25 protein-coding genes are annotated in these 26,336 nt (G+C 42.7%); 14 read left to right on the forward strand and 11 right to left on the reverse strand.

From position 1 onward, the window contains the following. Window positions 1-132 precede the first annotated feature (132 nt). Together J0M30_01640 and J0M30_01645 are read left to right on the forward strand one after the other, a co-directional pair. Complete coding sequence (locus tag J0M30_01640) at window positions 133-738, forward strand: Crp/Fnr family transcriptional regulator (protein MBN8666173.1); 606 nt, start codon at window positions 133-135, stop codon at window positions 736-738. 103 nt (window positions 739-841) lie between these two features. Beyond that, window positions 842-1,492 (forward strand): NAD(P)-binding domain-containing protein, encoded by a 651-nt coding sequence (locus J0M30_01645; GenBank protein MBN8666174.1) that lies wholly within the window; start codon window positions 842-844, stop codon window positions 1,490-1,492. 158 nt (window positions 1,493-1,650) lie between these two features. Here J0M30_01645 and J0M30_01650 read toward each other — a convergent pair whose 3' ends face one another. Continuing rightward, window positions 1,651-2,169, reverse strand: a complete 519-nt coding sequence (locus tag J0M30_01650) for a hypothetical protein (GenBank protein ID MBN8666175.1) — start codon at window positions 2,167-2,169, stop codon at window positions 1,651-1,653. 40 nt (window positions 2,170-2,209) lie between these two features. On the opposite strand from J0M30_01650, the gene J0M30_01655 reads away from it, so the two are divergent. Then, complete coding sequence (locus J0M30_01655; protein ID MBN8666176.1) at window positions 2,210-2,392, forward strand: DUF1398 family protein; 183 nt, start codon at window positions 2,210-2,212, stop codon at window positions 2,390-2,392. Here J0M30_01655 and J0M30_01660 read toward each other — a convergent pair. The 7 genes from J0M30_01660 to J0M30_01690 form a co-directional block, all read right to left on the reverse strand. Further along, window positions 2,329-3,039, reverse strand: a complete 711-nt coding sequence (locus tag J0M30_01660; GenBank protein ID MBN8666177.1) for a M48 family metallopeptidase — start codon at window positions 3,037-3,039, stop codon at window positions 2,329-2,331. The genes J0M30_01655 and J0M30_01660 overlap by 64 nt on opposite strands. Continuing rightward, entirely contained in the window at window positions 3,039-6,182 is a 3,144-nt protein-coding gene (locus J0M30_01665; protein ID MBN8666178.1) for a type I restriction endonuclease subunit R, read from the reverse strand. The genes J0M30_01660 and J0M30_01665 overlap by 1 nt, the downstream gene beginning before the upstream one ends. Before the next feature lie 38 nt (window positions 6,183-6,220). Further along, complete coding sequence (locus J0M30_01670; protein ID MBN8666179.1) at window positions 6,221-7,420, reverse strand: restriction endonuclease subunit S; 1,200 nt, start codon at window positions 7,418-7,420, stop codon at window positions 6,221-6,223. A 205-nt stretch (window positions 7,421-7,625) separates the two neighbouring features. Next, window positions 7,626-8,402: a metallophosphoesterase gene (locus J0M30_01675; protein MBN8666180.1), complete on the reverse strand. Its 777-nt coding sequence runs from the start codon at window positions 8,400-8,402 to the stop codon at window positions 7,626-7,628. Then, on the reverse strand, window positions 8,399-9,247 hold the full coding sequence (gene dinD, locus J0M30_01680) for a DNA damage-inducible protein D (GenBank protein ID MBN8666181.1): 849 nt from the start codon (window positions 9,245-9,247) through the stop codon (window positions 8,399-8,401). The genes J0M30_01675 and dinD overlap by 4 nt, the downstream gene beginning before the upstream one ends. A 63-nt stretch (window positions 9,248-9,310) precedes the next feature. Then, on the reverse strand, window positions 9,311-10,834 hold the full coding sequence (locus J0M30_01685) for a type I restriction-modification system subunit M (protein MBN8666182.1): 1,524 nt from the start codon (window positions 10,832-10,834) through the stop codon (window positions 9,311-9,313). Between the two features lie 2 nt (window positions 10,835-10,836). Then, window positions 10,837-11,418: a restriction endonuclease subunit S gene (locus J0M30_01690; GenBank protein MBN8666183.1), complete on the reverse strand. Its 582-nt coding sequence runs from the start codon at window positions 11,416-11,418 to the stop codon at window positions 10,837-10,839. A 151-nt stretch (window positions 11,419-11,569) separates the two neighbouring features. Between J0M30_01690 and J0M30_01695 the strand changes: the two genes are divergently transcribed. The 9 genes from J0M30_01695 to J0M30_01735 all read left to right on the forward strand — a co-directional run bounded on the left by J0M30_01695 (window position 11,570) and on the right by J0M30_01735 (window position 23,215). Continuing rightward, window positions 11,570-11,851, forward strand: a complete 282-nt coding sequence (locus J0M30_01695) for a hypothetical protein (GenBank protein MBN8666184.1) — start codon at window positions 11,570-11,572, stop codon at window positions 11,849-11,851. Between the two features lie 98 nt (window positions 11,852-11,949). Next, entirely contained in the window at window positions 11,950-12,378 is a 429-nt protein-coding gene (vsr, locus tag J0M30_01700; protein ID MBN8666185.1) for a DNA mismatch endonuclease Vsr, read from the forward strand. Beyond that, entirely contained in the window at window positions 12,362-13,627 is a 1,266-nt protein-coding gene (gene dcm, locus J0M30_01705; GenBank protein MBN8666186.1) for a DNA (cytosine-5-)-methyltransferase, read from the forward strand. The genes vsr and dcm overlap by 17 nt, the downstream gene beginning before the upstream one ends. Before the next feature lie 23 nt (window positions 13,628-13,650). Next, entirely contained in the window at window positions 13,651-15,771 is a 2,121-nt protein-coding gene (locus tag J0M30_01710) for an ATP-binding protein (GenBank protein ID MBN8666187.1), read from the forward strand. Between the two features lie 2 nt (window positions 15,772-15,773). Further along, on the forward strand, window positions 15,774-16,853 hold the full coding sequence (locus tag J0M30_01715) for a hypothetical protein (GenBank protein MBN8666188.1): 1,080 nt from the start codon (window positions 15,774-15,776) through the stop codon (window positions 16,851-16,853). Window positions 16,854-17,302: 449 nt separating this feature from the next. Next, window positions 17,303-17,833: a GNAT family N-acetyltransferase gene (locus tag J0M30_01720; GenBank protein ID MBN8666189.1), complete on the forward strand. Its 531-nt coding sequence runs from the start codon at window positions 17,303-17,305 to the stop codon at window positions 17,831-17,833. A 130-nt stretch (window positions 17,834-17,963) separates the two neighbouring features. Continuing rightward, complete coding sequence (locus J0M30_01725) at window positions 17,964-21,119, forward strand: hypothetical protein (GenBank protein ID MBN8666190.1); 3,156 nt, start codon at window positions 17,964-17,966, stop codon at window positions 21,117-21,119. 177 nt (window positions 21,120-21,296) lie between these two features. Then, window positions 21,297-21,902 carry a DUF4082 domain-containing protein gene (locus tag J0M30_01730; protein MBN8666191.1) on the forward strand — a complete coding sequence of 202 codons (606 nt, stop codon included), beginning with the start codon at window positions 21,297-21,299 and terminating at the stop codon, window positions 21,900-21,902. Window positions 21,903-22,006: 104 nt separating this feature from the next. Further along, window positions 22,007-23,215, forward strand: a complete 1,209-nt coding sequence (locus tag J0M30_01735; GenBank protein ID MBN8666192.1) for a hypothetical protein — start codon at window positions 22,007-22,009, stop codon at window positions 23,213-23,215. A gap of 18 nt (window positions 23,216-23,233) precedes the next feature. On the opposite strand, the gene J0M30_01740 is transcribed toward J0M30_01735, so the two are convergent. The 3 genes from J0M30_01740 to J0M30_01750 form a co-directional block, all read right to left on the reverse strand. Then, window positions 23,234-24,049: a hypothetical protein gene (locus J0M30_01740; protein ID MBN8666193.1), complete on the reverse strand. Its 816-nt coding sequence runs from the start codon at window positions 24,047-24,049 to the stop codon at window positions 23,234-23,236. A gap of 112 nt (window positions 24,050-24,161) precedes the next feature. Further along, window positions 24,162-24,539, reverse strand: a complete 378-nt coding sequence (locus tag J0M30_01745; GenBank protein MBN8666194.1) for a DoxX family protein — start codon at window positions 24,537-24,539, stop codon at window positions 24,162-24,164. Window positions 24,540-24,612: 73 nt separating this feature from the next. Then, a complete protein-coding gene (locus tag J0M30_01750; GenBank protein ID MBN8666195.1) occupies window positions 24,613-25,152 on the reverse strand; it encodes a nuclear transport factor 2 family protein in 540 nt (179 codons plus the stop codon). A gap of 184 nt (window positions 25,153-25,336) precedes the next feature. Here J0M30_01750 and J0M30_01755 point away from each other — a divergent pair, with 184 nt between their 5' ends. Together J0M30_01755 and J0M30_01760 are read left to right on the forward strand one after the other, a co-directional pair. Next, window positions 25,337-25,825 carry a DoxX family protein gene (locus J0M30_01755; GenBank protein MBN8666196.1) on the forward strand — a complete coding sequence of 163 codons (489 nt, stop codon included), beginning with the start codon at window positions 25,337-25,339 and terminating at the stop codon, window positions 25,823-25,825. Further along, window positions 25,822-26,190 carry a hypothetical protein gene (locus J0M30_01760; GenBank protein MBN8666197.1) on the forward strand — a complete coding sequence of 123 codons (369 nt, stop codon included), beginning with the start codon at window positions 25,822-25,824 and terminating at the stop codon, window positions 26,188-26,190. Before J0M30_01755 ends, J0M30_01760 begins: the two co-directional genes overlap by 4 nt. Window positions 26,191-26,336: the final 146 nt, after the last annotated feature.

A 26,336-nucleotide genomic window follows, 5' to 3' on the forward strand; every position in this document is an offset into this window, starting at 1 on the left:
TAAAAGTAATTTAGCTGTTTCATGCCTGTCCAATTATGCTGATTGCCAGGTATTCGCTATCTTTTCTCATCGTAGACCTGAGCATTTTGCTAGTGAACTTTTGCTCCAAAAGCCGAAAGGAAATAAAAGGTAATGTCCCAATCATCAGTTGAACCATTATTAGACTATTTCGATCAACTCATTCCACTCAATGAGGATGAAAAGGAGTTGGTACGTACCAAATTTCGATCGCGCTTATATCGCAAGAAGCAGTTCATCTTACAGGAAGGAGACGTTTGTACTCAGTTCAATTTTGTTGTAAGAGGATGTATTCGGCTATACAAAATTGATGACCAGGGAACTGTGCATACACTTCAATTCGCAGCAGAAAATAACTGGATCAACGATCTGGGCAGCTTTCACCAAATAAAGCCCTCAAAACTAAACATGGATGCCCTGGAGGATTCGGTTGTTCTTCAGATCAGCCATAACGATCTGATCTCTCTTTATGTAGCAGCGCCTAAGTTTGATCGCATTTTTAGAGTCCTTATCGAGAACGGATTCATTCGATTGCAGGAACGACTATTGCAAAACATCAGTTCCACAGCAGAAGAGCGTTATGAGACATTTCTCGAGGCGTATTCTCATCTAAATAACCGTCTTTCCCAGGTACATATCGCATCCTTCCTCGGTATCACACCAGAATTTTTAAGCAGGCTTAGAAACAAACGTGTTAAGGCGACGAAAACAAAATCTTAAACTAGATCAAGTCTATTTCTTAATCCAGGTTATTGGAGCTCGGCCGCTGATTGGGTGAAATTTGCCTTATCAATTTATTCATCCCAATCTAAAAGAAAAAGACATGTCACAAAAATTAAAAGTCGCCATAATCGGTTTAGGAAATATTGGCGGAACAGTCGCAACAAATTTTGTTAAAGGGAATCATGAAGTAATTATTGCCGACCGCACATTTGATAAGGCAAAAAAACTGGCAGAAAAACTAGGCGGTTTGGCAGAACCATTGGAAATACCGGCGGCTTTGGAAAAAGCTGACATAGTTGTATTGGCCATTTACTTTGATTCGATCAAAGAGTTTTTGAAAAACTTTTCGTCTCAACTACAAGGTAAGATCATCGTAGATCCATCAAATCCCATTGCCCCTGATGAAAATGGCGGATTCAAAAAGATTATTGGTCAAAACGAATCAGCCGGAGAAATACTGTCATTACAATTACCTACAGGAGCCAAACTGGCAAAGGCCCTGGGCACTTTAGGCGCAGCCTCACTTGCAAATAATGCCTATCAAAAACCTGAAAAAGCCGTGCTTTTTTATGCTACAGATGATCAAAGCATCAACGGGCAGATTGAAGCGTTAATTCATAACACTGGTTTTGAAGCTTTGCGTATTGGCGAGCTTAATAAATCAATCCGCATCGAAGTTTTTGGTGACCTCCATGAATTCGGGGCAATCGGAAAATCTGTAACGCTAAGTGAAGCGAAAGAAAAACTTTAATCATCCATATTTACCAGCTCACTGGATGTATGTTATGGAGTGTGGTTTGAAAACCTTTCTCACTTTTCATTTGCCTTTAAAAAGCAATTTGGATTTTCGCCTACGCAATTCGTCAATAGAGAAATGGTTAGTTGAGTGCCTGCATCTCGTCTTTGACATTATCGCGGACCGATATAGGTCCAGGTTTCGTCGAAGGAGGTCCTATGCCCTGTTACACCCGTCTCATTCATCCAGTATTTTATTTTGATGTTTTTTGTTACCGGGTCCCAAGTATTGACTCCGGAGGGGTCCAATTCGGCTGACCGGCCATTATCCGAGGGTTGTCCGTAGCCATTGCGCACGCTTATCGCTTTATTGGTAGCCGGGTCGAACTTTACGATCACCGAAAACTTGCCATAATAGGAAAGGCTGCCGCCATGCGAAATCAGGTGACCGCTGATCGTCAGATCCGGCGAGAACATTTCAATTTCTGTGTCATTGAGGGTTTTCAGATGGTATTCCTTGGGTCCCGGAGAGCTGATCTGCGGTTCTGTCTTATCCACGATTGTACCCGTAATTTGATACCGGCCATCAAACTTGTTGGTGTCTCCGTTAATATCGATTTCCTCATTTTTCTTTTTACAGGAAAGAAGGACTAAAAACATCAGGCTGGTCAGGATCAAGGTTTTGCGGTTCATGGAGTTGATTTTTAATACATCGGGAAGGTAGGGAAAGGTCATCAGAAGGGCCGACTTCCCTTGTTACCTCCAGGAAATCAAGGCCCTTGGGGTTACCGGGTACGAAACCCATGTACTCGATGGCCACGTCGTTTACCACGCTGAAAACAAGTTTACCACTCAACTCTCTAACCTCGCTTTCTTCTTCTCCCAATCTCCCATATACTTCCCAAGTATCCTATAAAACCCTTTTCCGTGATCCATGTGTTTTAAATGACACAACTCGTGAACAATCACATAGTCGATGCACTGAACTGGCTTTTGAACAAGAGACACATTAAATGAAATACTCCCATTCTCCGTACAACTACCCCATCTATGTTTCATAGAACGGATTGAAATTTGATAAACAGAAAATTTCTCCTTTCGCAAAATATGCATGTGGCGCTCACAACGTTCCAGTATGATCATTTTTGCCTGGGCACGATACCACTTGCTGATGATTCTTTCCATCTTCTCCGGACCTGGCCTGGTTTTTCCCCTAACTACCAAGTACCGACCCTCAATTCCAATCATCTCGGCTGTATCAGCAATATATTTCAAACGGTATTTGCGCCCCAATACGTAAAATGTTTCACCAGGTACATATTCAACCCTTCGAGTACTACGGTCTGCCTCGATTGATCTAAATCGCCGAATTTGTCGACTGATCCAGGCGGCTTTTTTGACAATCAAGTCCTCTATTTGCTCCTTTGTAGATGAATAAGGCGCAACCACCTGGACCTCCCCATTAGGAAACACGGAAATACCCAAAGTCTTGCGACTGCTATAAGCTACATAGAATTCAATCCTTGTTGTTCCATATGGTACATGCCAAATATTATTCACCATTAGCTATAAACATTTTTAGCCACTTTTATCATCCTACCCATTAGCTCATCCAATTCATCATAATTCACCGTTACGCCCCATTCACGGTATTTATCCAGCAAATAGTCCTCCAGCGCATTTTGTATTTGCTTTTGTACATCATCATTCCGCTGCCAGTCGCGAATCAAAAAAGAGGAGATCAGGTTCTCCAGGTCAAGTCCACATACTGCAAGTTGCTCATCAATGGTGTTTTCAGCAGTGATGTTTAACTTGTCACCCAATTCCTGTTGTAATATTCCAAAAAAAGCCCTGGCTTCAGGCTTGCTATGCAAACTGGAGGGAGTACCTTCCATATTCCCTTTGATAAATTGATCCCTAATTTCCATCTGACTAGCGAGGTACTGTGCTTCCGTTATCCGTTTATTAATAAAGTCTTTGATTACTTCATCAATTTTATCCGAAAATTTCTTGTAATACACGGGATCTTTCTCCATATTCTCGGATATCGTCTTCTTCATGCTGTGCGCAATGGCATCCGCCTTGGCAGCTTTGGACCCGGTAATCCGCTCCACTTCTTCCTTAAAGGTTTCTTTATTGAAAATGTTAATGGGGCCGGCTATCTGATCCATTCCTTCTGCCCCAACATAAACATCAAGTAATTTACGAATTTTCTTCTCATATTCTTTGTAGTCAATCTTATCGGCATAACGCAAACACAGCGATCTTCTTAACTCATCGTAAAATTTAAATTCCCGAATGAAATAGTTCATCTTCTCCGTAGTGATTAGATGTTCCGTTTCGATCGAACTTAATGCCAAATCCAAATTCTTGGCAAAGGCTGTCAATTTCTCTGCAAATAAATCCCGCCGATCCTGCGGTTGCAGAAACCGCTCCAATTCCTCCTTGTCTTTTTTATTCTTTACTTCTTTAAAAACATCCAGCAGTTCTCCATGTCGTTGGGGTAGTTTCTTTATCTCGTCAATGGGTGATTGTACCGCCCCTTCAATGTCTTCCTGGGCGTAATCACTCAAGGCAGCGTATTTTGTCAGGGCCAGATCAAGTTCACCCAATACGCCTACATAGTCAATAATATGCCCAAAATCCTTTCCTTCATACACCCGATTCACCCGCGCAATGGCCTGTAACAGATTATGCTGGACCAAGAATTTAGCGAGATAGAGTGTGGTACAATTGGGGGCGTCAAAACCAGTCAGCAGTTTTCCAACCACGATCAACATTTCCACTTCATCATCTTCATTCTTAAATTTTTCAATGGAGATGCGTTCATACTCTTCCATGCCCCCGGCATATAGTTTCTCAGTTTTACTCCACCATTTGTTTACTTCTTCACTGGGGTCTTCATCCACTTCATCATAGCCATCCCGTGCATCCGGGGCTGAAATGATTACCCGGGCATTGATTTTGAGTTTTTCGTCTAATTGTTCCTCAAAGTATTTCAGGTATTTCAAGGCCGTGGCTTGAAAAGGTACGGCCAGCATGGCTTTAAAACCCGTATTCTTTAAATGGGTACAGAAGTGTTTGGATACATCGTAGGCAATTTCCTGTACCACCTGCTCCGATCGGTACACCTGGGAAATGGAAGCATATTTTCTTTCCAAATCCTTGGTCTGGTATTCCGGCAGCGATTCGGTCAACCGGTTGAATTCTTTATCCAACACCGGTTTGTTCACGGATAATTTGGCATTTCTACCCTCATATAATAAGGGAACCACGGCACCATCACGCACCGCCCGGTCAATGGTGTAGGTGGGGTAAATAAAGCCGCCGAATTTACTGGCGGTATTCTTTTCTTCATAAGTAAGCGGCGTACCGGTAAAGCCAATATAACAGGCATTGGGCAACACCCGCTTCATTTTGGTATGTAGTTTTTTATACTGACTACGGTGACTTTCATCCACCAGCACAAATATCTCGCTCGATTCGTTTCGGCAACCCTGTTTATTCAAGGCAGTATCAAATTTATTCAGGAGTGCCGTAATCACTTCCACGCCATTGTCCTCAATCAATTCGGCCAGGTGAGCGCCATTGCGGGCCTGTACGGGATGTTTCTGGCAGGCTTCAAAAGTGCCGGTTATCTGGCGATCCAGATCTTTACGGTCGGTTACGATAATAACCCGGGGGTTGCGAATGTCTTTATCCAGGGCCAGACTTTTGGCCAACATCACCATGGTCAAACTTTTCCCGCTCCCTTGGGTATGCCAAATAACCCCTCCCTTTCGCTGACCTTCTTCATTTCTATCCTTCACCCGCTCGATGGTGTTCTTCACCGTAAAATATTGCTGGTAGCGGGCTATCTTTTTTACGGGACCATCATACAATGTGAATTTATACACCAGTTCCATCAGGCGTTCTATCCGGCAAAGGGAGTACAGCATTTTATCCTGCACGGTGGGCAGCCGCTTCTCCGCACCGCGTTTGGTGCCGGGCAAGGTGGAGGCAAGAATGGCCGATACTTCGGGTTCTATATCATAAGGCTCCTCCCACACGGCCCATTGTTTGGGTTTGGTGTCTATAGTGGCATACTTAACCGCATTGGGGTGTACGGCCATCAGCAACTGAGCATAATAAAATAATCGGGGGATGCCGGTTTCCTTCCCCTGATTGCGAAGAAATTGGGAAATGGCTTCTTCAATCGATTCTTCTTTATCGCGTCTTTTATTTTCAATCACAACCATGGGGATGCCGTTGATAAACAAGACCAGGTCGGGACGACGGGTTTCTCGGATTCCTTCCACCACAAACTCCTCGGCCACATGAAAAACATTCCTTTCTGGTTTTTCCCAATTAATATACCGGATGCTGAAACTCTTGCGATCTCCCTGTATGGTTTCCTCAAAGCTCTTGCCCAGGGTAAGAAGATCATACACTCGCTCGCTGGTGCGTACCAATCCTTCATCGGCTACATTCTTCAGAGCATGAATAGCCGCATGGATATTTCCCTCCGAAAAGGGGTAGGTATTACTTTTATAGGTAAAAGAATTGATTTTCTTCAATTGCTCCAGCAGGATGGTTTCTAAGATTACCTGACTCTTAAAGCCGGAACGATAGGCTAGGGCCTCATCTTGGCTTAATGGTGTCCAGCCCAGTTTATGAAGCAGAAGCAGGGCGGGGTTTTGAGAATCGTGCTTTTCAGTATAACTCATAACGATGCATTTTACGCGCGTGGGTTAATGGTGGCTTTTCAATCGGGATCTACTTTAACTCGTTTTTTGCCGGTGAGGAGTTGTTGCATGAGTGCAGATTTCTGAGTTTTTATCTTACTTAAGCATTCAAAAAGAAATTTTACTTCATAATCGAGTAGCTGTAAGAAATTGCCTATTGCCTCTTGCTCCTCATATTCAGTAGGCAAAAAAATCTGGATTCCTTTTAAATCATTCAATACTAGACCTTTAACAGTACTCCCGTTTCCAAGTAGATTGATTTTATCAATACTATGTTCAAAATAATAATACAAAAACAATTTGCTATAGTTATTGTCTGGAAAAAGTGCTTTTAAATCTTGATTTATAGCAACATCCATATCAAACATCACACATTTACCTACAGCCATCCTGGTCGAAATTATTAATGTATTTGCTGGCACTTTATTGGTTGAACTATTCTTCAATCCTAACTCACTAATATATTCTTGTGTGGCGTTTGGATTGAAATTAGAAATATCTTTCACCGTTGCCCATGGTATATCTCCACCCCAAAACTCTTTCCTATCTTTAGCAGGAGTTCCTCCCCCTATTATCCGTATAAACAACTCTCCTAGATTTTTCTTTTCCCACTCCCCCTCAAACCCCGGCAATCTTTTTTTACCGGTAAGCAGTTGCTGCATTAAGCCTTTTTTGAGTTGTTGTTTGGCGGAGATGAGTTGGGTGAGGGTGGAAATGGCGTGGTCCCACGTCTTTAGAACTAATGAAATATATTTTTGCTCGGACTTTGGTGGAAGAGCAACATATCTGCTTTCCATATCACCTTTTGTAATATGAAACATAGTGCCACCTTGTTTCGAGTTAATTATATTTTCTTTATCAAAATCCAATAAGTAGAATAAAAACCCTTTTTCTACATTATCGTTGGGCACGACCTTCCATATATGATAGTGAAATATTGTCTTCTCTCCTGTCCAGAATCTTGGTCCAAAAGACGCTGACCATGCATACATTAAATCTCCCTTAAAAACGTACTTCACATCCTCTAATTCAAGATTAGAATAATACCACTTTGAGGTTGTATTTAAATTCCCAACTCGTAAAACAAGATACTTGCCTCGATCTAATAGCTCTTCCTGCTTAAATGCACGTCCATTTATTAATAATGAAACTTCCCCGATAGTTTTGATCCTCCATTCTTCTGGTATCCACCCCAACTCTGTATGTTTATACCCTTTCATATTTATCAATAATTATTTTGAGTCGTTACAGATCCCGAAGGGATCGCCTGTTTGTAGCTTTCGTATTTATTGTTTTCTGCCGGACCCTGAAGGGGTCACCTGAAATGATTCCATCCACCGGTGATCCCTTCAGGGTCATAGCATTGGAAAACCAATTCAAGCTACAAACAGGCGATCCTTTCAGGATCTTAAGATTAATTAAGAGCTAATTCCCTTTACTAAAAATAATTTCAATTACATTTTCCGCATTAAACCCAGCCTCTTCTCCGAGCTCCACATATCCCAATTGGTTTGTCAACAATTTTGTCTTCCCTACTTCAAAAGCCGGGATATTATTATGATGGTGCCCGTAAATCCAAGTATCAACCTCACTTCCCAAAATAGTATCGTAAAGCTCAACTGCAAAAGCCTCGTTTAGTAAATCAAAGCGATATTTTTCCGGATAATTTAGCAAAGTGGGAACATGATGGGTAACCACGATGTTTTTCTGCCCCATTTTGTTAGTCAATTCAGAATTCAAAAACTTCAATGAAAGTTGATGAAGTTCATTAAACTCCCGGGGGGTGAATCGTTTATTTCCCCAGCGTATGGCATGAAAATCTGAAATGCTTCGTTGTATTTCCCATTCATTGGCTATACTAATTTTACTCCAAAGGGTTGTACAAATGATATTTACCTCCTTGTACTCAACCACTTTATTATTCACCAACCAAATATTGGAACGAACTTTCTCCAATAAGGGATTGGCCAGGGAAGCGGCATCAAATCCGTAGTATTCATGATTTCCCGGCACCCAATAAACCATTTCAAAGCTATCGGCCAGCCGATCTAAAAACGTCTTATGTTTCTCTATCGTACCCAATGGGATTATATCCCCCGCCAAAATCAATACCTCACCTGCCCGCTCAAGCGGATGACTTTCCAGGAAGCGCTTGTTCGCCGGAAATTCAAGATGCAGGTCTGAACAGTATTGAATTTTCATTTTTTACCGGATTCCTTTTTGATTTTTTTCAACATCTTCTTTTCATCTGATTCCAGTTTTCGTTTCACTTTCATCACATCCTCGGCCGGAGGTAGTTGTTCGGGTTGAACTCCACGTTCCTTCAGCATTTTTCGAACGGCCTCATTGTTCTCAATATGTTCCTTTGTAATTGATGTTTCTCCCCGCAACTCCTTTTCCTGTACATTGTGACTGGTCAACTCCGTAGCAAAATCTTTGGCTTTAATGGTTAAGGTTGGTAAAAAATCAGCTAATGGACGGGTTGCAGGTACCCCTAATTTTTGCTTCATATCATTGGTCGTAAAACCTCCAAATAATGCCTTATCGCCTTTGGATCGAATGATGGCAAACCCCTTTTCATCCACATCCCGTTCATAAAGGATTCCGGATAACTTCTTTTCCGATTTAGTCAACTTCTCCCGCGCGCTAACTCTCGCTATATCCAGCAACCTTTGCTCAATAATCTCCTGCTTACGTGTTTGAATGGCAAAATAGGTTTGCGCAAAAGCAATTTCTGATTTTGTTGGGTCACCATTTTGAGCAATTAAATAACAAGCGTAGCGGGTAAGCATAAGGTCATCAATTTGTTTTACCGCCGTTTTAGGCATGACAATATCCCTGCTCACTTCAATAAAATGATCATCGGGGTTTAGATCACTGTTCTCGCAAGCATTCTTAGCCTTTTCAATTACTTTTGAAAAGTTTCGCCACTGAGAATATCCAAGCATTTCTTGTAGATCACGAGCCAACCAAAAATCGACCCCATCTTTTTGAAGGGTTGCTTCTTCAAAACTTTTAAATAATCTGACGATCAGTTCTTTTTTCATAACGCTAAACTTTTACTAACCACATCGTTTTGCCGATATCAGCAAAACGATCCTTCTTATAAATCACTTATACCCCAATTCCTTCAAATACTTGTTCATTTCAACCCTCACTTTTGCCAATTCTTCCTCCAATTCTTCAATCCGTTTTTGAACCGTGGGAATATCCACTTCTTCCTCTTTTTCAAACGTATCTACATAGCGAGGGATATTCAGGTTAAAATCATTTTTCTCGATTTCGGCAAAGGGGGCCCGGTGGGCATATTTCTCCATTTCGCCGCCACCGTTTAGAAAAGCTTTGTAGGTATCAGTAATCTTCCGAATATGTGGTTCACGCAGTCTATTCTGCTTTTTACCACTTTCAAAATCCTTGCTGGCATCGATAAACAGCACATCTTTGGTCTTTTTACCCTTATTAAAAAGCAGTATGGCTGCCGGAATACCCGTACCAAAAAACAAATTGGAGGGCAGGCCAATAACTGCTTCCAAAATATTATCCCGTATCAGGCTTTCGCGTATGATGCGTTCGCTGCTTCCCCTGAACAACACCCCATGAGGTACAATCACGCCTGCTTTGCCAGACCCTTCAACTGCCGTATCAATCATGTGCAGGATAAAAGCATAATCGCCCTTGGTTTTTGGAGGCACCCCTCTTAAAAATCGTTTATATACATCATGTGCTGCTTGTTCTGCCCCCCATTTATCCAACGAAAAGGGGGGATTGGCCACCACAATATCAAACTTCATCAAATGGTCCTTTTCAATCAGTCGAGGTTGGTTGATGGTATCGCCCCATTCAATATGGGCGGCATCCATACCATGCAGAAACATATTCATTTTAGCTAAGGCCCAGGTACCTCCATTGCTTTCCTGACCAAAAAGACTACAATCCCGCAGGTTTGTACCTTTCTTGTAGGGAACCTGTTCCGCAACGGTAATCAAGAGTGAACCTGAACCACAGGTGGGGTCGCAAATACGATCGCCTGCCTTGGGCATCATCAGTCGGGCCAGTAATTCACTTACTTCGTGAGGTGTGTAAAATTCACCGCCTTTCTTCCCGGCGCCACTGGCAAACCGTTCAATCAAATACATGTAGGCATTCCCTATAATATCTTCGGTGCCAATTACAGAAGGACGGAAATTGAGTTCAGGTTTGTCAAAATCGGCAATCAGGTTTCGAAGGCGACGGTTACGGTCTTTGGTATTTCCCAGGCGGTCAGAATTAAAATCCACATCTTTGAAAACACCTTCCAGTTTGGCTTTATTCTCATCCTCTATCCTTTCCATCACTTTATTGATGAGCGAGCCAAGATTATCATCATTTCTATTCTCAAGGATATACTCAAAGGTGCAATTCTCGGGCAGCACAAAACGTTCCCGTTTCATTTTCCGCATAATCAATTCCTCATCATTCCCTATCTGCGTCATATATTCTTCATATTTATCACGCCATACATCACTTAGGTATTTCAAAAACATGAAATTGAGGATATAGCTTTTGTAATCACTGCTATCTACGGTTCCCCTAAAAGTGTCGCAGGCGGCCCACAATGCGGCATTAATTTGGTCCTGATCTGGTTTACGGTTCATGTCTATGCTTCGTTAAGTTGATTATTTAAAAATCCTTCTACAAGTCTGGTGGTTAAATGACGGTATTCATTCATCAATCGCATATAATGCGCATGTGTGTCTGCCAGACGAATGATCCTTTCCTGATTTTCGAGGGACGGTATGGGTACCGGCAGATCTTCAATCGCTTTTTTCGATAAATTCAGGGTAGTTGTTCCTGCCCTGTTGGCTGTAAAATACTCCTGCGCTTTGGGGCTATTGATATACCAAACCAAAAAGGCCGGCTTTATCCTTTCGCTTCTTAGCCTCACAATAGTAAAAAAAGAAGCAGCTACGGCCATTGGAAATTGACCGTTGTAAAGAATAGCCCGGTTGTTTGTTCCTTTTGAAACGATCAAAATATCCTGGTCTTTCAAAATCTGGATATCCGGTAAGTCTTTTGATACAATCCGGGAAGTAATCGATTTGCGAGATGCCGCAGATTCCAGCGCTTCCCAATCCTTTACCTGGATAAAAACACAATCCCCCTCCGGATCAATTTCCTCTCGTGATCGAATGGTATGACCCGTGTGTAATGAGGCGATATTGCTTAAAAATTCACTCACGCATAACGCTTATACAGACCAAAAATAAAAAGTATGAATTAGGAATCCAAATATTATTTATACATATTTTTGCATAATCGCTATACAGATAACCAAATTCAATCACTTAAAATCATAAGCAATTGATTATTAATAAAATAATTGAATTAGTATGAAATACCTGGTATCTAATCCGGCCATAGCTGTGGTGCCAATTCGGTTGACCAAAGAGGAGATGGAGAACCCGGACCTGGTGATTCGGGAATTCTTCAGCTTTTATGACTTAAATGATATCCGGCAGGAACTGGGCAGGTGGCTGGAACTGGCTATGTCTTCTGCGGAACAAGACCTCCAGGACCCCCGAACCCGGGTGATTATGATACAATTTGGTTTTCAGTTGGAGGCGTTGGTGGAGGCGGTGTATGTGAAACAGCTCAGTTTCTACAACGTGTGAACTGGCAACCACTCTATTATACCCAAAAAAATATTGGTAATTTGTAGCGTCATTGGTCCTAATAACAAATATAAATAATTTTATATAGAAAGTAGATAATGGGCGACGTCCATTCCAAAGTGACCAGAAGTTACAATATGAGCCGAGTTAAAGGAAAAAATACCTACCCGGAAATATTGGTTCGGAAATTTCTGTTTGCTAATGGAATAAGATATCGACTAAACGCTCCAAAACTTCCTGGAAAACCAGATCTCGTATTCCCAAAATACAGAAAGATCTTATTCATAAATGGTTGCTTTTGGCATGGCCATTCAAATTGTAAATACTTCAAATTACCGAAAACACGTTCGAAATGGTGGAAGGAAAAAATAGAATTAACTATTATAAATGATTCCAAAAACAAAACACTTCTTGAAGCTTTAGGTTGGGAAGTATATACTATTTGGGAATGCGAATTGAGGAAGGATATACAGGCAATAACATTAGACAAACTTGTTAGTCAAATAAAGAATGGAAAAGAAGATTAGATATATTGACTTATTCGCGGGAGCCGGTGGGTTATCGGAAGGATTTATAAGGGCTGGTTTTGAGCCAATAGCTCACGTAGAAATGGATGAAGCTGCTTGCTTCACTCTTAAAACTAGGGCGGCTTACCATTTTCTTAAATCCAACGAACAATTCGATGAGTACAAAAGGTATTTAAAAGGCGAGATCACCAGGCGTGAACTTTATAATTTGATTCCTGAGAAAATACTAGAATCTGTAATTAATCTTCCAATTGGAGCCAATTCAAATGCATCAATACATAGAAGACTTGAAAGCCTTAATAAAAGTAATGAGGTCGATTTGATAATTGGTGGCCCTCCATGCCAAGCATATTCTTTAGTTGGAAGAGCGAGGTCGTCCAACGGTATGTCTGGTGATCCAAGAAATTATTTGTACGTACATTATGGAAAATATCTTGAAAAATATAACCCAAAAATGTTTGTATTTGAAAATGTAATTGGATTGAAATCTGCTGGGAATGGTATTCATCTTAAAAACATGCAAAATCTCTTTTCAAAAAAGGGATACCTAATTAAACCTTTCACGCTTGATGCCAATAACTTTGGCGTTCTTCAAAATCGAAAAAGACTAATTATTATTGGTTGGCAAAAAAAACTTCATATTGATATTCCAAATTTGGAATCCATTAGAAGAGAAATGAAATACACAGTCAAGTGTCTATTATCAGATTTACCGAAACTACAAGCTGGAGAAGGCAATGACAAATTCCAAAAATACAGATCTGATACAAATGAATACCTAAATGCTAGCTTAATTAGGAACGGAATTGATATTCTAACACAGCATATAGCTAGACCTCACACAGAACAAGACAAACAAATCTATAGAATAGCAGTAGAACGATGGAATCAAAATAAAGAAAGATTGAATTACAATGATCTTCCAATCAAACTTAAAACGCATAGAAATAGAACCTCATTTCATGATCGATTCAAAATCGTAGCTTCAGATGAATTTCATTCGCAAACAGTTGTTGCCCACATAGCAAAAGATGGTCATTACTATATTCATCCTGACATTCACCAAAATCGTTCAATTACAGTACGAGAAGCTGCAAGAATACAGTCCTTCCCTGATGACTACTATTTTGAAGGTGTAAAAGAAAGTATAAGTAGAACTGCAGCATTTAAACAAATAGGTAATGCAGTCCCGCCGTTGATGGCTTTCGAAATAGCCAAGAGTATAAAGAAAATTTTAATTACGCGCTAAAGCGCAATTAGAAATATACAATAATGGCAGTTACTCCAATACAAAAAGACTCATCAATTTTAAGACCAAGGGCAAGGATTATAAAGACCATTGGAGAAGAATTAATCAGTGATGACAAGGTCGCACTTCTTGAGTTGGTCAAAAACAGCTATGACGCTGACGCTTCAATAATAACTATAAAATTCTCTGGTCGCGTAGTTAGTGAAAAAGATGGCCGGAAAATGGTAAATAAAATTGTTAAAGAAGGGAGTAGCATAACTATTTATGATGATGGTAGCGGGATGTCGATAGATACAATAAAGAATGCCTGGATGGAACCTGCAACAATATCCAAGAAATTATCAAAGATATCCACTTTAAAAGGAAGACGGTATACGGGCGAAAAGGGAATCGGTCGATTTGCTTCTGCAAAACTTTCTAGTAACCTCCAAATAATTACAAAGGTAAAAGAGGATAATGAAGTAATTGTTGATTTTGATTGGAGTGACTTTGACAACAATGAACTATATCTTGATGAAGTGAAATGCAAATGGGAAGTGAGAGAGCCTATCGTATATCCGCGGGATCTCCACGGAACAACGCTTGTTCTTACTAATCTTAATTCGGATTGGGATGAAGACAAAATTAGACAATTTCGTATTGCGTTACAACGCCTAATAAATCCAGTATCGCCTATTTTGGATTTTTTGATTGAACTAGATTTACCAAAAGAGTTTGATTCCTATTCAGGTATTGTCGAATCACCCGAATCATTGAAGCGTTCCAACTATTCGATTAAGGGAACTGTGGATAATAACGGTGTTCCTTCCATCACTTTTACAAGCAAGAAAAAAGGCGAAATTAAACTCACGGATTTTGTTCTATTGAAAAAAGACGAAAAATTCCTTACAGGTTCATTTGATTTTGACTTCAGAGTTTGGGATTTGGACACTGATTCATTAGATGAATTGGCAAAGGAAACTGATTCAACAAAAAAATATGTTCGAGACGCACTTAAGGAAATTGCTGGGATAAGTATCTATAGAGATGGGTTTCGGGTTCTTCCTTATGGTGATCCGAAATTTGATTGGGCCAGATTAGATTTGCGTAGGGTAAATAACCCAACCATGAGAATTAGTAATAATCAGATTATTGGGTTTATTTCAATAGAACTCGATAAAAATCCTGATTTTGTAGACCAAAGCAACAGGGAAGGGCTCGTTGACAGCGATGCATTTGAACAACTTAAGGATTTTATATTGCGAATCCTTAATCAACTTGAAGATAAAAGGTATCAGGAAAGGCCAAGGGAAAATGAAAATAATGATAATCGCGATGGACTCTTTAACCGCTTTTCCCTTAGCCCTGTAGTAGAACTTGTACAAAACAAGCTTCCAAATGATAAGGAGGCAAACGAGCTAATTGCCAAAACCGAAGCCACTATACAAGAAGGTGTTAAGAAAATTCAAGATGTTCTTTCAAGATATAGACGACTAACAACACTTGGTTTGTTAATTGATATTATTCTGCACGACGGAAACAATTTTCTTGCAAATATTGATAGTTCTGCCCATTTACTTGGGAAAGAGCTAGGGAAAAATGAAATTGATAAAAAGCAAGTAAGTGCCCATCTTAATAATATCAACGAGGGAAGAAAGGTTCTTGCACAACTATTTAAACGCATTGAACCCTTTGGAGGGAGGAAGCGAGGTAGACCAAAAGACATTATTCTTGAAAATGCAATTACAAATGTCTTTGAACTTTATAAAAGAGAATTTTCCAAGCTTAACATTTCTTACATATTACCATCATCTAAAAATCTAGTCCGAATTGATGATGGTGAACTTCAAATGATTTTTGTAAATCTTGTTCAGAACTCAATGTATTGGTTGGAAACAATTTCTTCTGAAAGAAAAATTCAGGTTGATATTGAAAGAACCGATGATGAGCTTTCCGTTGTATTTAGCGATAGTGGCCCGGGAATAAAGGAGGAACATCAGCAGATAATTTTTGACCCGTATTTCAGCACAAGACCCGACGGAATTGGTTTAGGCCTTACAATTATTGGTGAATTAGTGACTGAATATAATGGCAGCTTTACACTTATTGCTAATGGACCACTTGATGGAGCAACATTCAAAATAACATTCAGACGAAGAATCTAAATATGGATTTAAGGACTTTATTTATTGAAGATAATGAAATCTTAAGTAATAACCTGAAAAGTTACTTCGAAGGGGAGGTGTTTTCTGGTCATGTTTTAAAAACAGAAAATACAACCAACTTTGACGAAGGCATTACATTAATTGAACGGAATGATTATGACTTGGTAGTATTGGATTTGCAAAAGGAAGGAAAAGATTTTGATGAAAAAGCGGGAATAAAAATTTTAGAAAAGATTAAGCAGATTGCATTTATTCCGATAATATTTTATACAGGACATGCGATTAAAATTCAAGATTTGGTATCAGAAATAGTTGGTGTTGTTAATAAAGGGGATGGTTTCGAAAATCTGAAAGCAGAAATACAACGCATTATTGACACAAGAATAGCTCTATTAAAAGGTCAGGTTTATAGCCACTTAAGGGAATCTTTGAGAAAATACTTTTGGGAGACAGTTGATTCGGAAAAAACTATTTTTGTCCCAGGCAAAGGTGATGTGTCTTTAGGCTATCTCTTGCTTAGAAGATTTTCAAACTCACTTTCCAAAGAAAATATCAAGCAGATACTTGGTGATGATAAAATCAAAATTGATAAAGCTCACCCACTTGAATTCTATATTTTTCCTACAAACCGAGAAGAATATCAGGCTGGTGAAATACTTCTCCGAAATGGCGTTTATTATACAGTTCTAACTCCAACTTGTGATTTTGTTCAAGAGGGTGAAAGACAAAGAAAAGTAGGAAATGTTTTACTTGGAATTGCTACAAATTTAAAAGACACTATAGAATTCAAGAATTATATTGAATCTAAGAGCAAAAAAAACTTGACGGAGATTACTAAATTAATTGCGTCTAGAAAATCTGATAGGTATTTTTTTCTCCCTGGAACCCTATTTCTCCCAAATCTCGTTTTGGATTTTCAAAATAAGATAATGTGCGACTATCAAGAGTTAAATGAATTTACACGCATTGCTAAACTAGATGATCCTCATGCTCAATCAATGATTGCAAGCTTTATTCGTTACTATAATAGAATTGGCTTCCCAGACATCGATGCAGATTATGTTATTGCAAGGCTTGAGTGAGTGCTGCAATTCATGCCGCGACTTCTAATACTAAGTAACAAATTTGAAAACCATAGCATAGTTTACGAATAGTTGCGTTACCTTCTGTTGTTGTGATTCTCTTAAAAATAAAATTTATCAGTTTCTTTCTAAAGAAACATTGGGGTAACCAACACCTGCGAAATTGTAAAATGTCATATAACTGTACGACTTCCAAAATACTGACTTTAATTATCCAATACTTAAAATGTACTAATTATCCACCCAACTCTTTTACAAGGCGCCTACTTTCTCAAAAGCCTACTAAGCCACCAACCCGGTTCCCCTACGGGGAACAGAGCCTTGACCTTGCCATGTTATTCTACTGCTATCCTCTGCGTCTCTGCGCCTCTATGGTTCCTACCTCCCTGTTTCTGTGTCTCCCCACCCCTGCAGTCCTCCTTTCTCCAAAAAATTTGACCTTTAACCCCATGACCACACCACCCCCCTTTGTATACCGCCCACTCCAATCACAGGATGAAGACCTGCTCCTGGATTATCTCGAAAAATTGAGCCCGCAGACGCGGCATCGGTTTGGACCTCACCCCTACGATAGACAGGCCATCCGCGATTTTTATAAACCCGAAAATCAACACCTGGGATTTGTAGCCATAGAACCCCAACAACCATCCATCATTGCCTATGCCATTATCAAATACGGCTTTCTTCCCCATGATGCACCCAGATTGGAAGGCTATGGCCTGGAGCTAAACGCCTTTACTGACTGCACCTTTGCCCCTTCGGTAGCCGATGAATGGCAGGGCCGTGGCATCGGAAGCGGGTTATTTGATTTTATACTAACCGGGTTAAAAGCACAAGGGAAAAAACGTTTGATTCTCTGGGGCGGCGTACAGGCTTCGAATGAAAGGGCGATTACTTACTACCTGAAAAAGGGCTTTCGCATACTGGGCGAGTTTGAATATCATGGCCAAAACCTGGATATGGTGCTGGATATTATCTGAAGACCCAAAATCTTTCAATAGTTAAATCGCAGTACAGCGAAAACTGATTTCTCCTCTGCGCCTCTGCATCTCTGCGGTCAATCTCTCCCAAGAATCCTTATATTAGCCCTATTACTACCAAAACTCTCCCATGCGTAAACTTCTGCCCCTGCTCGTTCTGCTGAGCATTTGCCAATTGAGCATTTCCCAGCCAAAAAAAGACACCACTGATTACAACGCCGTATTCAAAGCCGTGAAATGGCGCAATATCGGCCCCTTTCGGGGTGGCCGCTCAAACTGTGCCACAGGCGTAAAGGGCAACCCCATGGTGTACTATATGGGTACCACCGGAGGCGGCCTCTGGAAAACCGACGACATGGGCATTACCTGGAGAAATATCTCGGATGGCTTCTTTACTACGAGCTCGGTTGGCGCCGTGGCCGTGGCCGAAAGCGATGCAAATGTGGTGTACGTGGGCATGGGCGAACATGCCATACGCGGGGTAATGACCTCGCATGGCGATGGAATGTATAAATCCACCGACGCTGGTAAAACCTGGAAAAAAACGGGACTGGATGAAACGCAACATATCTCCCGGATACAGATCGATCCGCGAAATCCGGATATCGTGTACGTCGCCGCCCAGGGTGCCCTCTATGGCCCGAACAAGGAAAGAGGGATCTATAAATCCACCGATGGTGGCAAGACCTGGAAAAATATCTTATTCGTTAATGAACGTACCGGCTGCGCGGAACTGTCCATGGATATGAACAACCCCCGCATCCTCTATGCCGCTATGTGGGAACACGGTCGCCGCCCCTGGCAGGTTATCAGTGGCGGACCAGGCAGTGGCCTCTATAAATCAACCGATGCTGGCGAAACCTGGCAAAAGATCGAAGAGGGTCTTCCCAAAGAGTTGGGTAAAATGGCCATCTCCGTGAGCCGGGCCAACCCGGAAAAAGTGTATGCGCTGATAGAAAGCGATACGCAAAAAGAACAGGGAGGCCTGTTCGTGTCTTCAAACAGCGGTCAATCCTGGTCATTGGTAAGTAAAGACCACCGCCTGGTGCAAAGGGCCTGGTACTATATTGAAGTTTTTGCAGATCCAAAAAACGAAGACCTGGTCTATGTCCTGAGTGCCCCGGCCCTGAAATCCTCCGACGGCGGCAAGACCTGGAGCCAGGTGTCGGGTATGCATGGTGATTATCATGATCTCTGGATCAATCCCGATAACGCGAATAACATGATCCTCTCGGATGACGGCGGTTCAGTGGTCAGTTTTAATAGTGGCCAATCATGGAGCACACAAAGCAATATGCCTACGGGTCAGTTTTATCGTCTCAATACCGATAACCAATTTCCCTACCGCATCTACAGCGGGCAACAGGATAATAGCAGCGTCAGTATCGCAAGCCGCGAAATTGGCGGAAGTGGCATCACTCCCCGTAGCTGGCGCAGCTCCGCCGGTGGTGAAAGCGCCTTTCTGGCCTTCAATCCGGATGATCCGCGCTATGTGGCAGGCGGAAGTTACCTCGGTACGATCGAGTTTCTGGATACCAAAACCAATGCAGGAACAAATGTGATGGCCGCACCGATCCAATACCTGGGCCGCGATGCGAAAGACATGAAATACCGCTATGCCTGGAACGCTCCCATCATCTGTTCCAAACATGATCCACGGGTGTTTTACCATGGAGCCCAGGTGCTGCTCCGTACGGATGACCTGGGTAAACACTGGACCGAAGTTTCCCCCGACCTCACAAGAAATGATAAAAGCAAACAAGGAAAGATGGGTGTGCCCTATACAAACGAGGCAGTGGGCGCGGAAAACTATGGCACCCTCGCGTATGTGGCAGAATCAGCAAGTGAAGCCGGTGTGATCTGGACAGGCAGTGATGACGGGCTGGTGCATATCACCCGCGACAATGGGAAGACCTGGACAAACGTAACACCTGCCGGACTTCCCGAATGTCTGGTCAATGCGATCGAGTTATCGGCCTTTGACAAAGCCACTGCCTATATCGCCACCACGCGCTATAAATTCAATGATAAAACGCCGGGATTATATAAAACTACCAACTACGGCAAAACCTGGACCCGCATTGATAACGGTATTCCCACGGGCGCCTTTACCCGCGTACTGCGTGAGGATCCGGTGCGAAAGGACCTGCTCTATGCGGGTACTGAAACGGGTGTATATATTTCATGGAATGGGGGCAAAGATTGGTCACCGTTTCAACTCAACCTGCCCGTCACACCTGTTCATGACCTGATGATAAAAGAGGGTAACCTGATTGCTGCAACCGGCGGCCGCGCCATTTGGATACTCGACGATCTGTCGGTGATCCGCCAGTACAGCAAAGCCGATACTGTATTACACCTGTATCAACCGGTGAATACCATGCTCCTTACCGGCTACAGTGAACTCGATGAAAGTGATGAAGCCTTTACCGGCACAAGTACCTCGCGGGGTATCAATCCCGCTACAGGTATCACCTTGTACTATCAATTACCCGAATTAAAACCCACGGATAATATCACCCTGCAAGTTTTCAATGAAAAAAATCAACTGGTGAGGGTAATCTCCTCGGTGGCAGACAGCAATTACCGTCGCTATGATGGTGGCCCCGAACCTTCACCGGTATTACCAGCTAAGAAAGGATTGAACCGGTTTGTTTGGAACTTACGTCATGCCACCCTCCTGGGTGTACCTGATGTGTACATTGAAAGCAGCTATGCCGGTCACAAGGCCATACCGGGTACCTATCGAATGGTGCTGACTGCAGGTAATAAATCGGTTGAAACAAAAGCTACCATCTTACCCAATCCCAACTACCGCACCACGTCGCAGGACTACGAAGCGTATCATGCCATCATGTGGGAAATGGAAAACAAGGTGACAGAAATGCATCAGCTCGTAAATAAATTAAATGGAATGAGAATCCGGTTAGAGACCGTGTTGGCGGCTTTACCTTCTACCAGCCAAAATGATTCGCTACGCAAAGAGGCCAATGGCTTGATCGCTCGAATGAAAGCCTGGGACGAAGAAATGGTGCAACGAAAGGCCAAGGCTTATGATGATGTCGATAATTTTGATAATAAGTTTACGGCCAATTATCTTTTCCTGCTCAATCAAACCGAAAGTGATATCCCTCAGGTAAACCAATCTTCGCTGGATCGAAAAAAAGAACTCGATGCACAATGGACAATCTTAAAGACACAGGCCGATCAGATCATTAACACAGAAATCCCAGCATTAAATAAAAAATTATGGGCCCTTGGAGTAGGGGCAATTGACTCGTTTTGATTACTTATTATTTATCCAGGTAAATCGAATATTGAATGGTAGAACCATAGGGGTGATTTAAAGATATGGAAGCATATGCCGGTATGCCTTTGTATCTCCGTAACCCCCACCCCTACTACAAATTGATTATTTCCCCCCTCTCTTTTCTCCTGCAGTTTTGTGTCACAAACAAAATGTATGAAAAAAGCTACCATTCTATCCCTGGCGCTGAGCCTGGTATTTTTGTCCTGCAAAAAGGAAAAGACTGAGGATCCACCACCGGATAACATTGAAACGCCATTGAAAACCGCCGTTGAGGCCAAAACACCGGCGGATACGATCTATTCGCAAGCAAACTCTCCAGCGAACTTTGGTTTTAAGTTTTATAGCAATACGGCAGGTACGATCCGCAAACTGGGCTGTCGTATGCCAGCGGCCGGAGCTTATACCGTCACCCTCTGGGATTTTGCTACCGGTGCCTCCCTGGCACAAACAACTGTAACGGTAACCGATGCAGGGCAATTTGCTTACTCGGCAATAACCCCCGTGGTGGCAATTACTGAAAACACGCGTTATGTGATCTCGGTAAACAATACAATTGGAGGCGTGGGAAAACCCTATTTCCAACTGTTCAAGAAACCGAATACGGCCATCAATATTTACCCCTTTATCAAAGGACGCATCACTATCGAGGCGCCTCTGTACAAAGGCGGTGCCACACCTGTGATGCCCAATCAAAACAATGCTTCCGATTTACCCTTTATGCGTGGAGTAGCTGATATAGAGATTGATTTTCTGATGTAACTCCTGCTGGATCAACAGACATATTTGGTGTGAGGTAATTATTGGAGAATTTCATATATTCAAATACCACTTCAAGGTTAAACTGTATGAAACTTCTCCATTCTTTGAAAATTCTAATCACCATTCTGCCATTTATGAGCACCAGTTGTAATGAAAATTCTTCCAACCCCGGCGATCCAACCACCCAGGGCGAATCCTCCAAACAATTTGTAGAAGGCAAGGATTATACTGTATTTGAGCGCGTGCGGGTATTGGATAAACAGGGCTTTACACAACCTGTTGAAGCCTACAGCCTGTTATTACCAAAAGGTTGGAAACAGGAAAGTGAAGTGATCTGGATTATGCCGGGACAAACCTGTGCCGGTAACAACAGTTGGCTTAAAGCCAGTTCACCAGATGGAAAATTCTCGCTTGAATTCCTGCCGCAGAATATCATGTCATGGACTACGAATCAGGAGACCCTTCAATTCAGCAGGGCGGCTGCAGGGTCTTCTCCCTATTGTTCCTATAACGAACCCATAGATGCTGAACAATACCTGAAGAACAACTTTGCCCAGGAACTGGGACACCCGGAGATCATGAACGTGCAACCAAATCCGGCCGTGGTAAAAGAGATGCAGGTAATGGTGGAGAAAAGCAAGGCTGAACTGATGCAATACGGAGCTTCGGGTGTTCAGAGTTTTCCTACAGCCGTTAATGCAGAACTGAAGTGGAAGGATGGGACCGAAGGCTTTGTACTGCTCTGCTCGGTGGTCACCGAAGTCATGGTTCCCAACATGTACACAGGCGGCTATGATAAGAACTTTACCACCGCCATCACAAAGAAGACCGTTTTCAAATACCCCGCGGGGGAAAAGGAACAGGCCAAAGTATTATTCTCGGCAATCATGGCCAGCATGCGAAGCAATATAGAATATACCAATGCGGTCAATAATTTCTGGCTGCAGGCTCGTCAGCAAAGTAACCGTACCCATTGGGAAAAGATCAGGTTGATGGATGAACGCACCCGCCAGATCGGAGAGCAGGCCATTCAACAGGGAAATCAGCGGTTAAAGGATATGGACAACCAGATGCGCAGCTGGGAAGCCACACAAACCTCCTCCAATGATAAAATGCATACGGATTTTATAAAAACAATTCGGGAGGTCGAAAACTTCACCGATGAAACAGGCAAGTATGAAGTGTCTGCCGGATATAATCATGTTTGGAGCCGGGGCGACGGATCTTCCTTTGTCTTAAGCAACAATCCAAACTTCAATGCGGCCTCCGCCTTTCAGGACCAATCCTGGAAGCCCATGAAAAAAGAAGATTGATCAAGCATAATTAAAGGTTTAAAAATCTGATCGCAACTGTAGTTGACCGGCTTCATCAAACAGTGCCGGGATTAGCAGAGGATCGCGAAAGAAGTTTTCATAGTCCATCCACTTTCCATCAACCTTGATTTTTCGGTAGATGAGCCGGATGCCATGACTATAGTCTGCATACCAGTTTACATGTCCGGTGTACAGGGGTTGTATGGGACGCCCGTCCAATTTGTGCCAGCCATAAATGGCCACCCGGTTGGTGCGGCCTTTGAGTGAGGAATCGCTGCAAATCACCACATCCTTTTTGATCCCACTGATCAAACCCTTTCTTCCCGCGCGCTGTCCCTCAATGATCAAATGGTGTTGCCACATGGTCACGGTACTATCGCGAAAGGCATACATGGGCACCGGTTCGAGTTTAACCTGGCTTTGTTGATAGATGAGGTCCACCATGCGACGGGTAGGTAAAAAGCACTTCAGGCTATCGGCCAGCGCCTGTGCTGTCATGGGAGTAAGGGGTACCCGGGCCCAATTGGATGAAGTACCAATCATCGCATAGTCCGGAGAGCAGTAAAAAACAATCGTATGTGATTTGCCGTTTGAATCGGTATGCGCAACGTTGATGGGCACAAACTGAAAAAAATGGGCGGGTATATTTCCCTTTGAAAAATAATCAAGAAAAAGCGAATCACGCTGTTGCCATTTATATGCAGCGGCTTGTTTGTAAAATGTGTTTCCTGTAATGGGGGCAACTCCCTGAGGGGAATGGGGAATCTTCAACCTGTGTGTGCAGGAGGAAAGCAGTAACAAAAACAGGCAAAATGGAAGAATCTTGTGGGTCATGAAATTTGCCGGGATAGCAGGATAGCGGATGTTGATGATCGATCCATTCATCCGCTATCCCTATCTCCGGCTAAAGATAAAGAACCCAATGCGTGGGTCAATATCCTCTATACTATTTCTTAAAATACTTCAACCCTTCTTTCCTGAAAATATAGGCGGTAATACTGCAGCAAACCAGGGTCACAATGGCCAGGATGAACAATTGTCCGCCATCTCCCTTGCTTTCGATACCGATCACAAGAAGATGCGAAAGAATGGCTCCGCCCATCAGTCCGATGCCTAATACGGCGCCGAAAATAACCGTAGAAGGAATAAGCAGGAGTACCCCGGCAATCAATTCAATGACCCCCGTGCCGATCCGTCCCCAGGGTTCTACCCCCAATTTGGTAAAAAGGTCAACACTCTCCGGGTGACCGGTAAATTTGAAATACAGGGTTTGAAACAGAATGACAGCCGCCGCGATCCGGAACAGCCAGGAAAGTTTTTTCATGATAGATTGCTTTTCCAATAAATACGCTCAATCTCACGAAACCTTACAAAAAATAGCAAAAAAGCAATAATAATTACTTCATACCGGCCGTAGCTGCTGCGATCTGGCTCCGGTCAAGATACTGATCCTGGTAATCGATCATACCGGCCTCATTATAGTGGTTGACCTGGTGTACCCAGAAATTAATATGCTTGCTGTTCTTATAGGTAGCATGTGCATTGGCCCAATGAAGTATCCATTTTCCGGTTGGGACATTGGCTGACTGGGGTTCATACATTTGCAGGGGAACAAAAATATGGTCGGTAAAGGTGATCGTGTCAAGGAGGGCAAAGCGCCTGGAATAATAATCCTTTACCGCCTGCTTGCCGATCAGGCTGTCGCCCGATGACCAGAAATAACGGACATCCTCTGCCAGTCCGGCGGTAAATCCATCCACATCCTTTTTCGAAAAAGCTTCAAAGGCTGCCTTTATGGGCTCGGTCACCACCATGGGCAGCAGTTCCATCGAAGCAGTTTTTTTCTCCACTTCTCCGGCGGGTTTATCAGCCGGTTTGTCGTTACAGGAGTTCAGGCAGCCAATAGCCACCAGGGCAAACAAGATCGTTTTACGCATAACATTGGTTTTGGTTAAATGAAGAAATTAGCGGTTTTCGGTGCGGGAAGCTTTCCAGAGTGGAGTTACTAAATATACCTATTCTCCACGACCCTTGAGGAAAAACTAAATTTTGTCTCAAATCATGATCTGAGGCGACCAGAAACCGCCACGCCTCCACATTTGCTGTCAAATACAAATTGACATGCGAAAACTTTTTAAACGAATCACTGCCCCGATCCATCTTCCTTTTTGGTGGCAGGACCTGATCCTCAGCCTCCCACGCATTGCCGCCGGCTACCTGATGACCGTAGAATTCGGAGCCCCAAAATTTGGTCTCCCCTGGAGCGAATCCGACCGTAACCTGGGTTTCTTTGAGGTAGCCTACTGGTTTCCGGAAGACGTCAGCGCCTATGGCGGGATCTTCAAGGCCTTCCCCGTTTTCTTTGCCTGGATGGGTGCCTTTAGCGAAGGCATCGGCGGAATTGCCTGGATACTGGGGTTCCAAACCCGTATTTTCTCCTTTCTCCTGGTATGTACCATGGCCGTGGCCGCCTTTGCCCAACAATGGGGCAATGGCCTGTGGTCCATGCTGCCCGCCCTCGGCTTTCTATGTCTTGCCCTTCAACTCATGATCATGGGTAGTGGCCGATTTGGTCTCGATTATCTTCTTTACAAAAAACTAAAACCATGAAATCAATCCTTTTCCTGATAACGATTGCTCTCTTTCTGCTCCCTGCCTGTGTACAGAAAGCCTACAAAAAAACAATTATCATTACCCTTGAGATAAAGGGAAAAAAGGATATCGAAACAGTCGGTATCCGTGGTGGAGGTGGCCCGCTTAGCTGGGATGAAGACTATCCACTTCAGGCCATTGTAAAAGATTCGCTGTATGGCTCCACCATTGAGTGGGTCACGGGTTATAACTCCGGTGAAGTCAAGTTCACTGTGAATGGCGATTGGGAATTAAAAGAAAAACCCAACCGGGCGGTGAAGTTGGGTAAGAGTGCGGATACAGTATATGTAGGAGCGGTTTTTGATGAAAGTGTTAAAGAATAGTTGGAATTAAAGGCTAACCCCTTGCCCCTCAGGGTGCCATGTATCGAAACGTCATTAATTATACCACTTGCTGTCAGAAGCTGGGAATAATAACCTACCTTCAATATGTGAACATAAGTTCTCCATCATTTAGTCAGGATCAGTTT

The organism is Chitinophagales bacterium (assembly GCA_017303415.1).
Classification (GTDB): Bacteria; Bacteroidota; Bacteroidia; order Chitinophagales; family Chitinophagaceae; genus SpSt-398.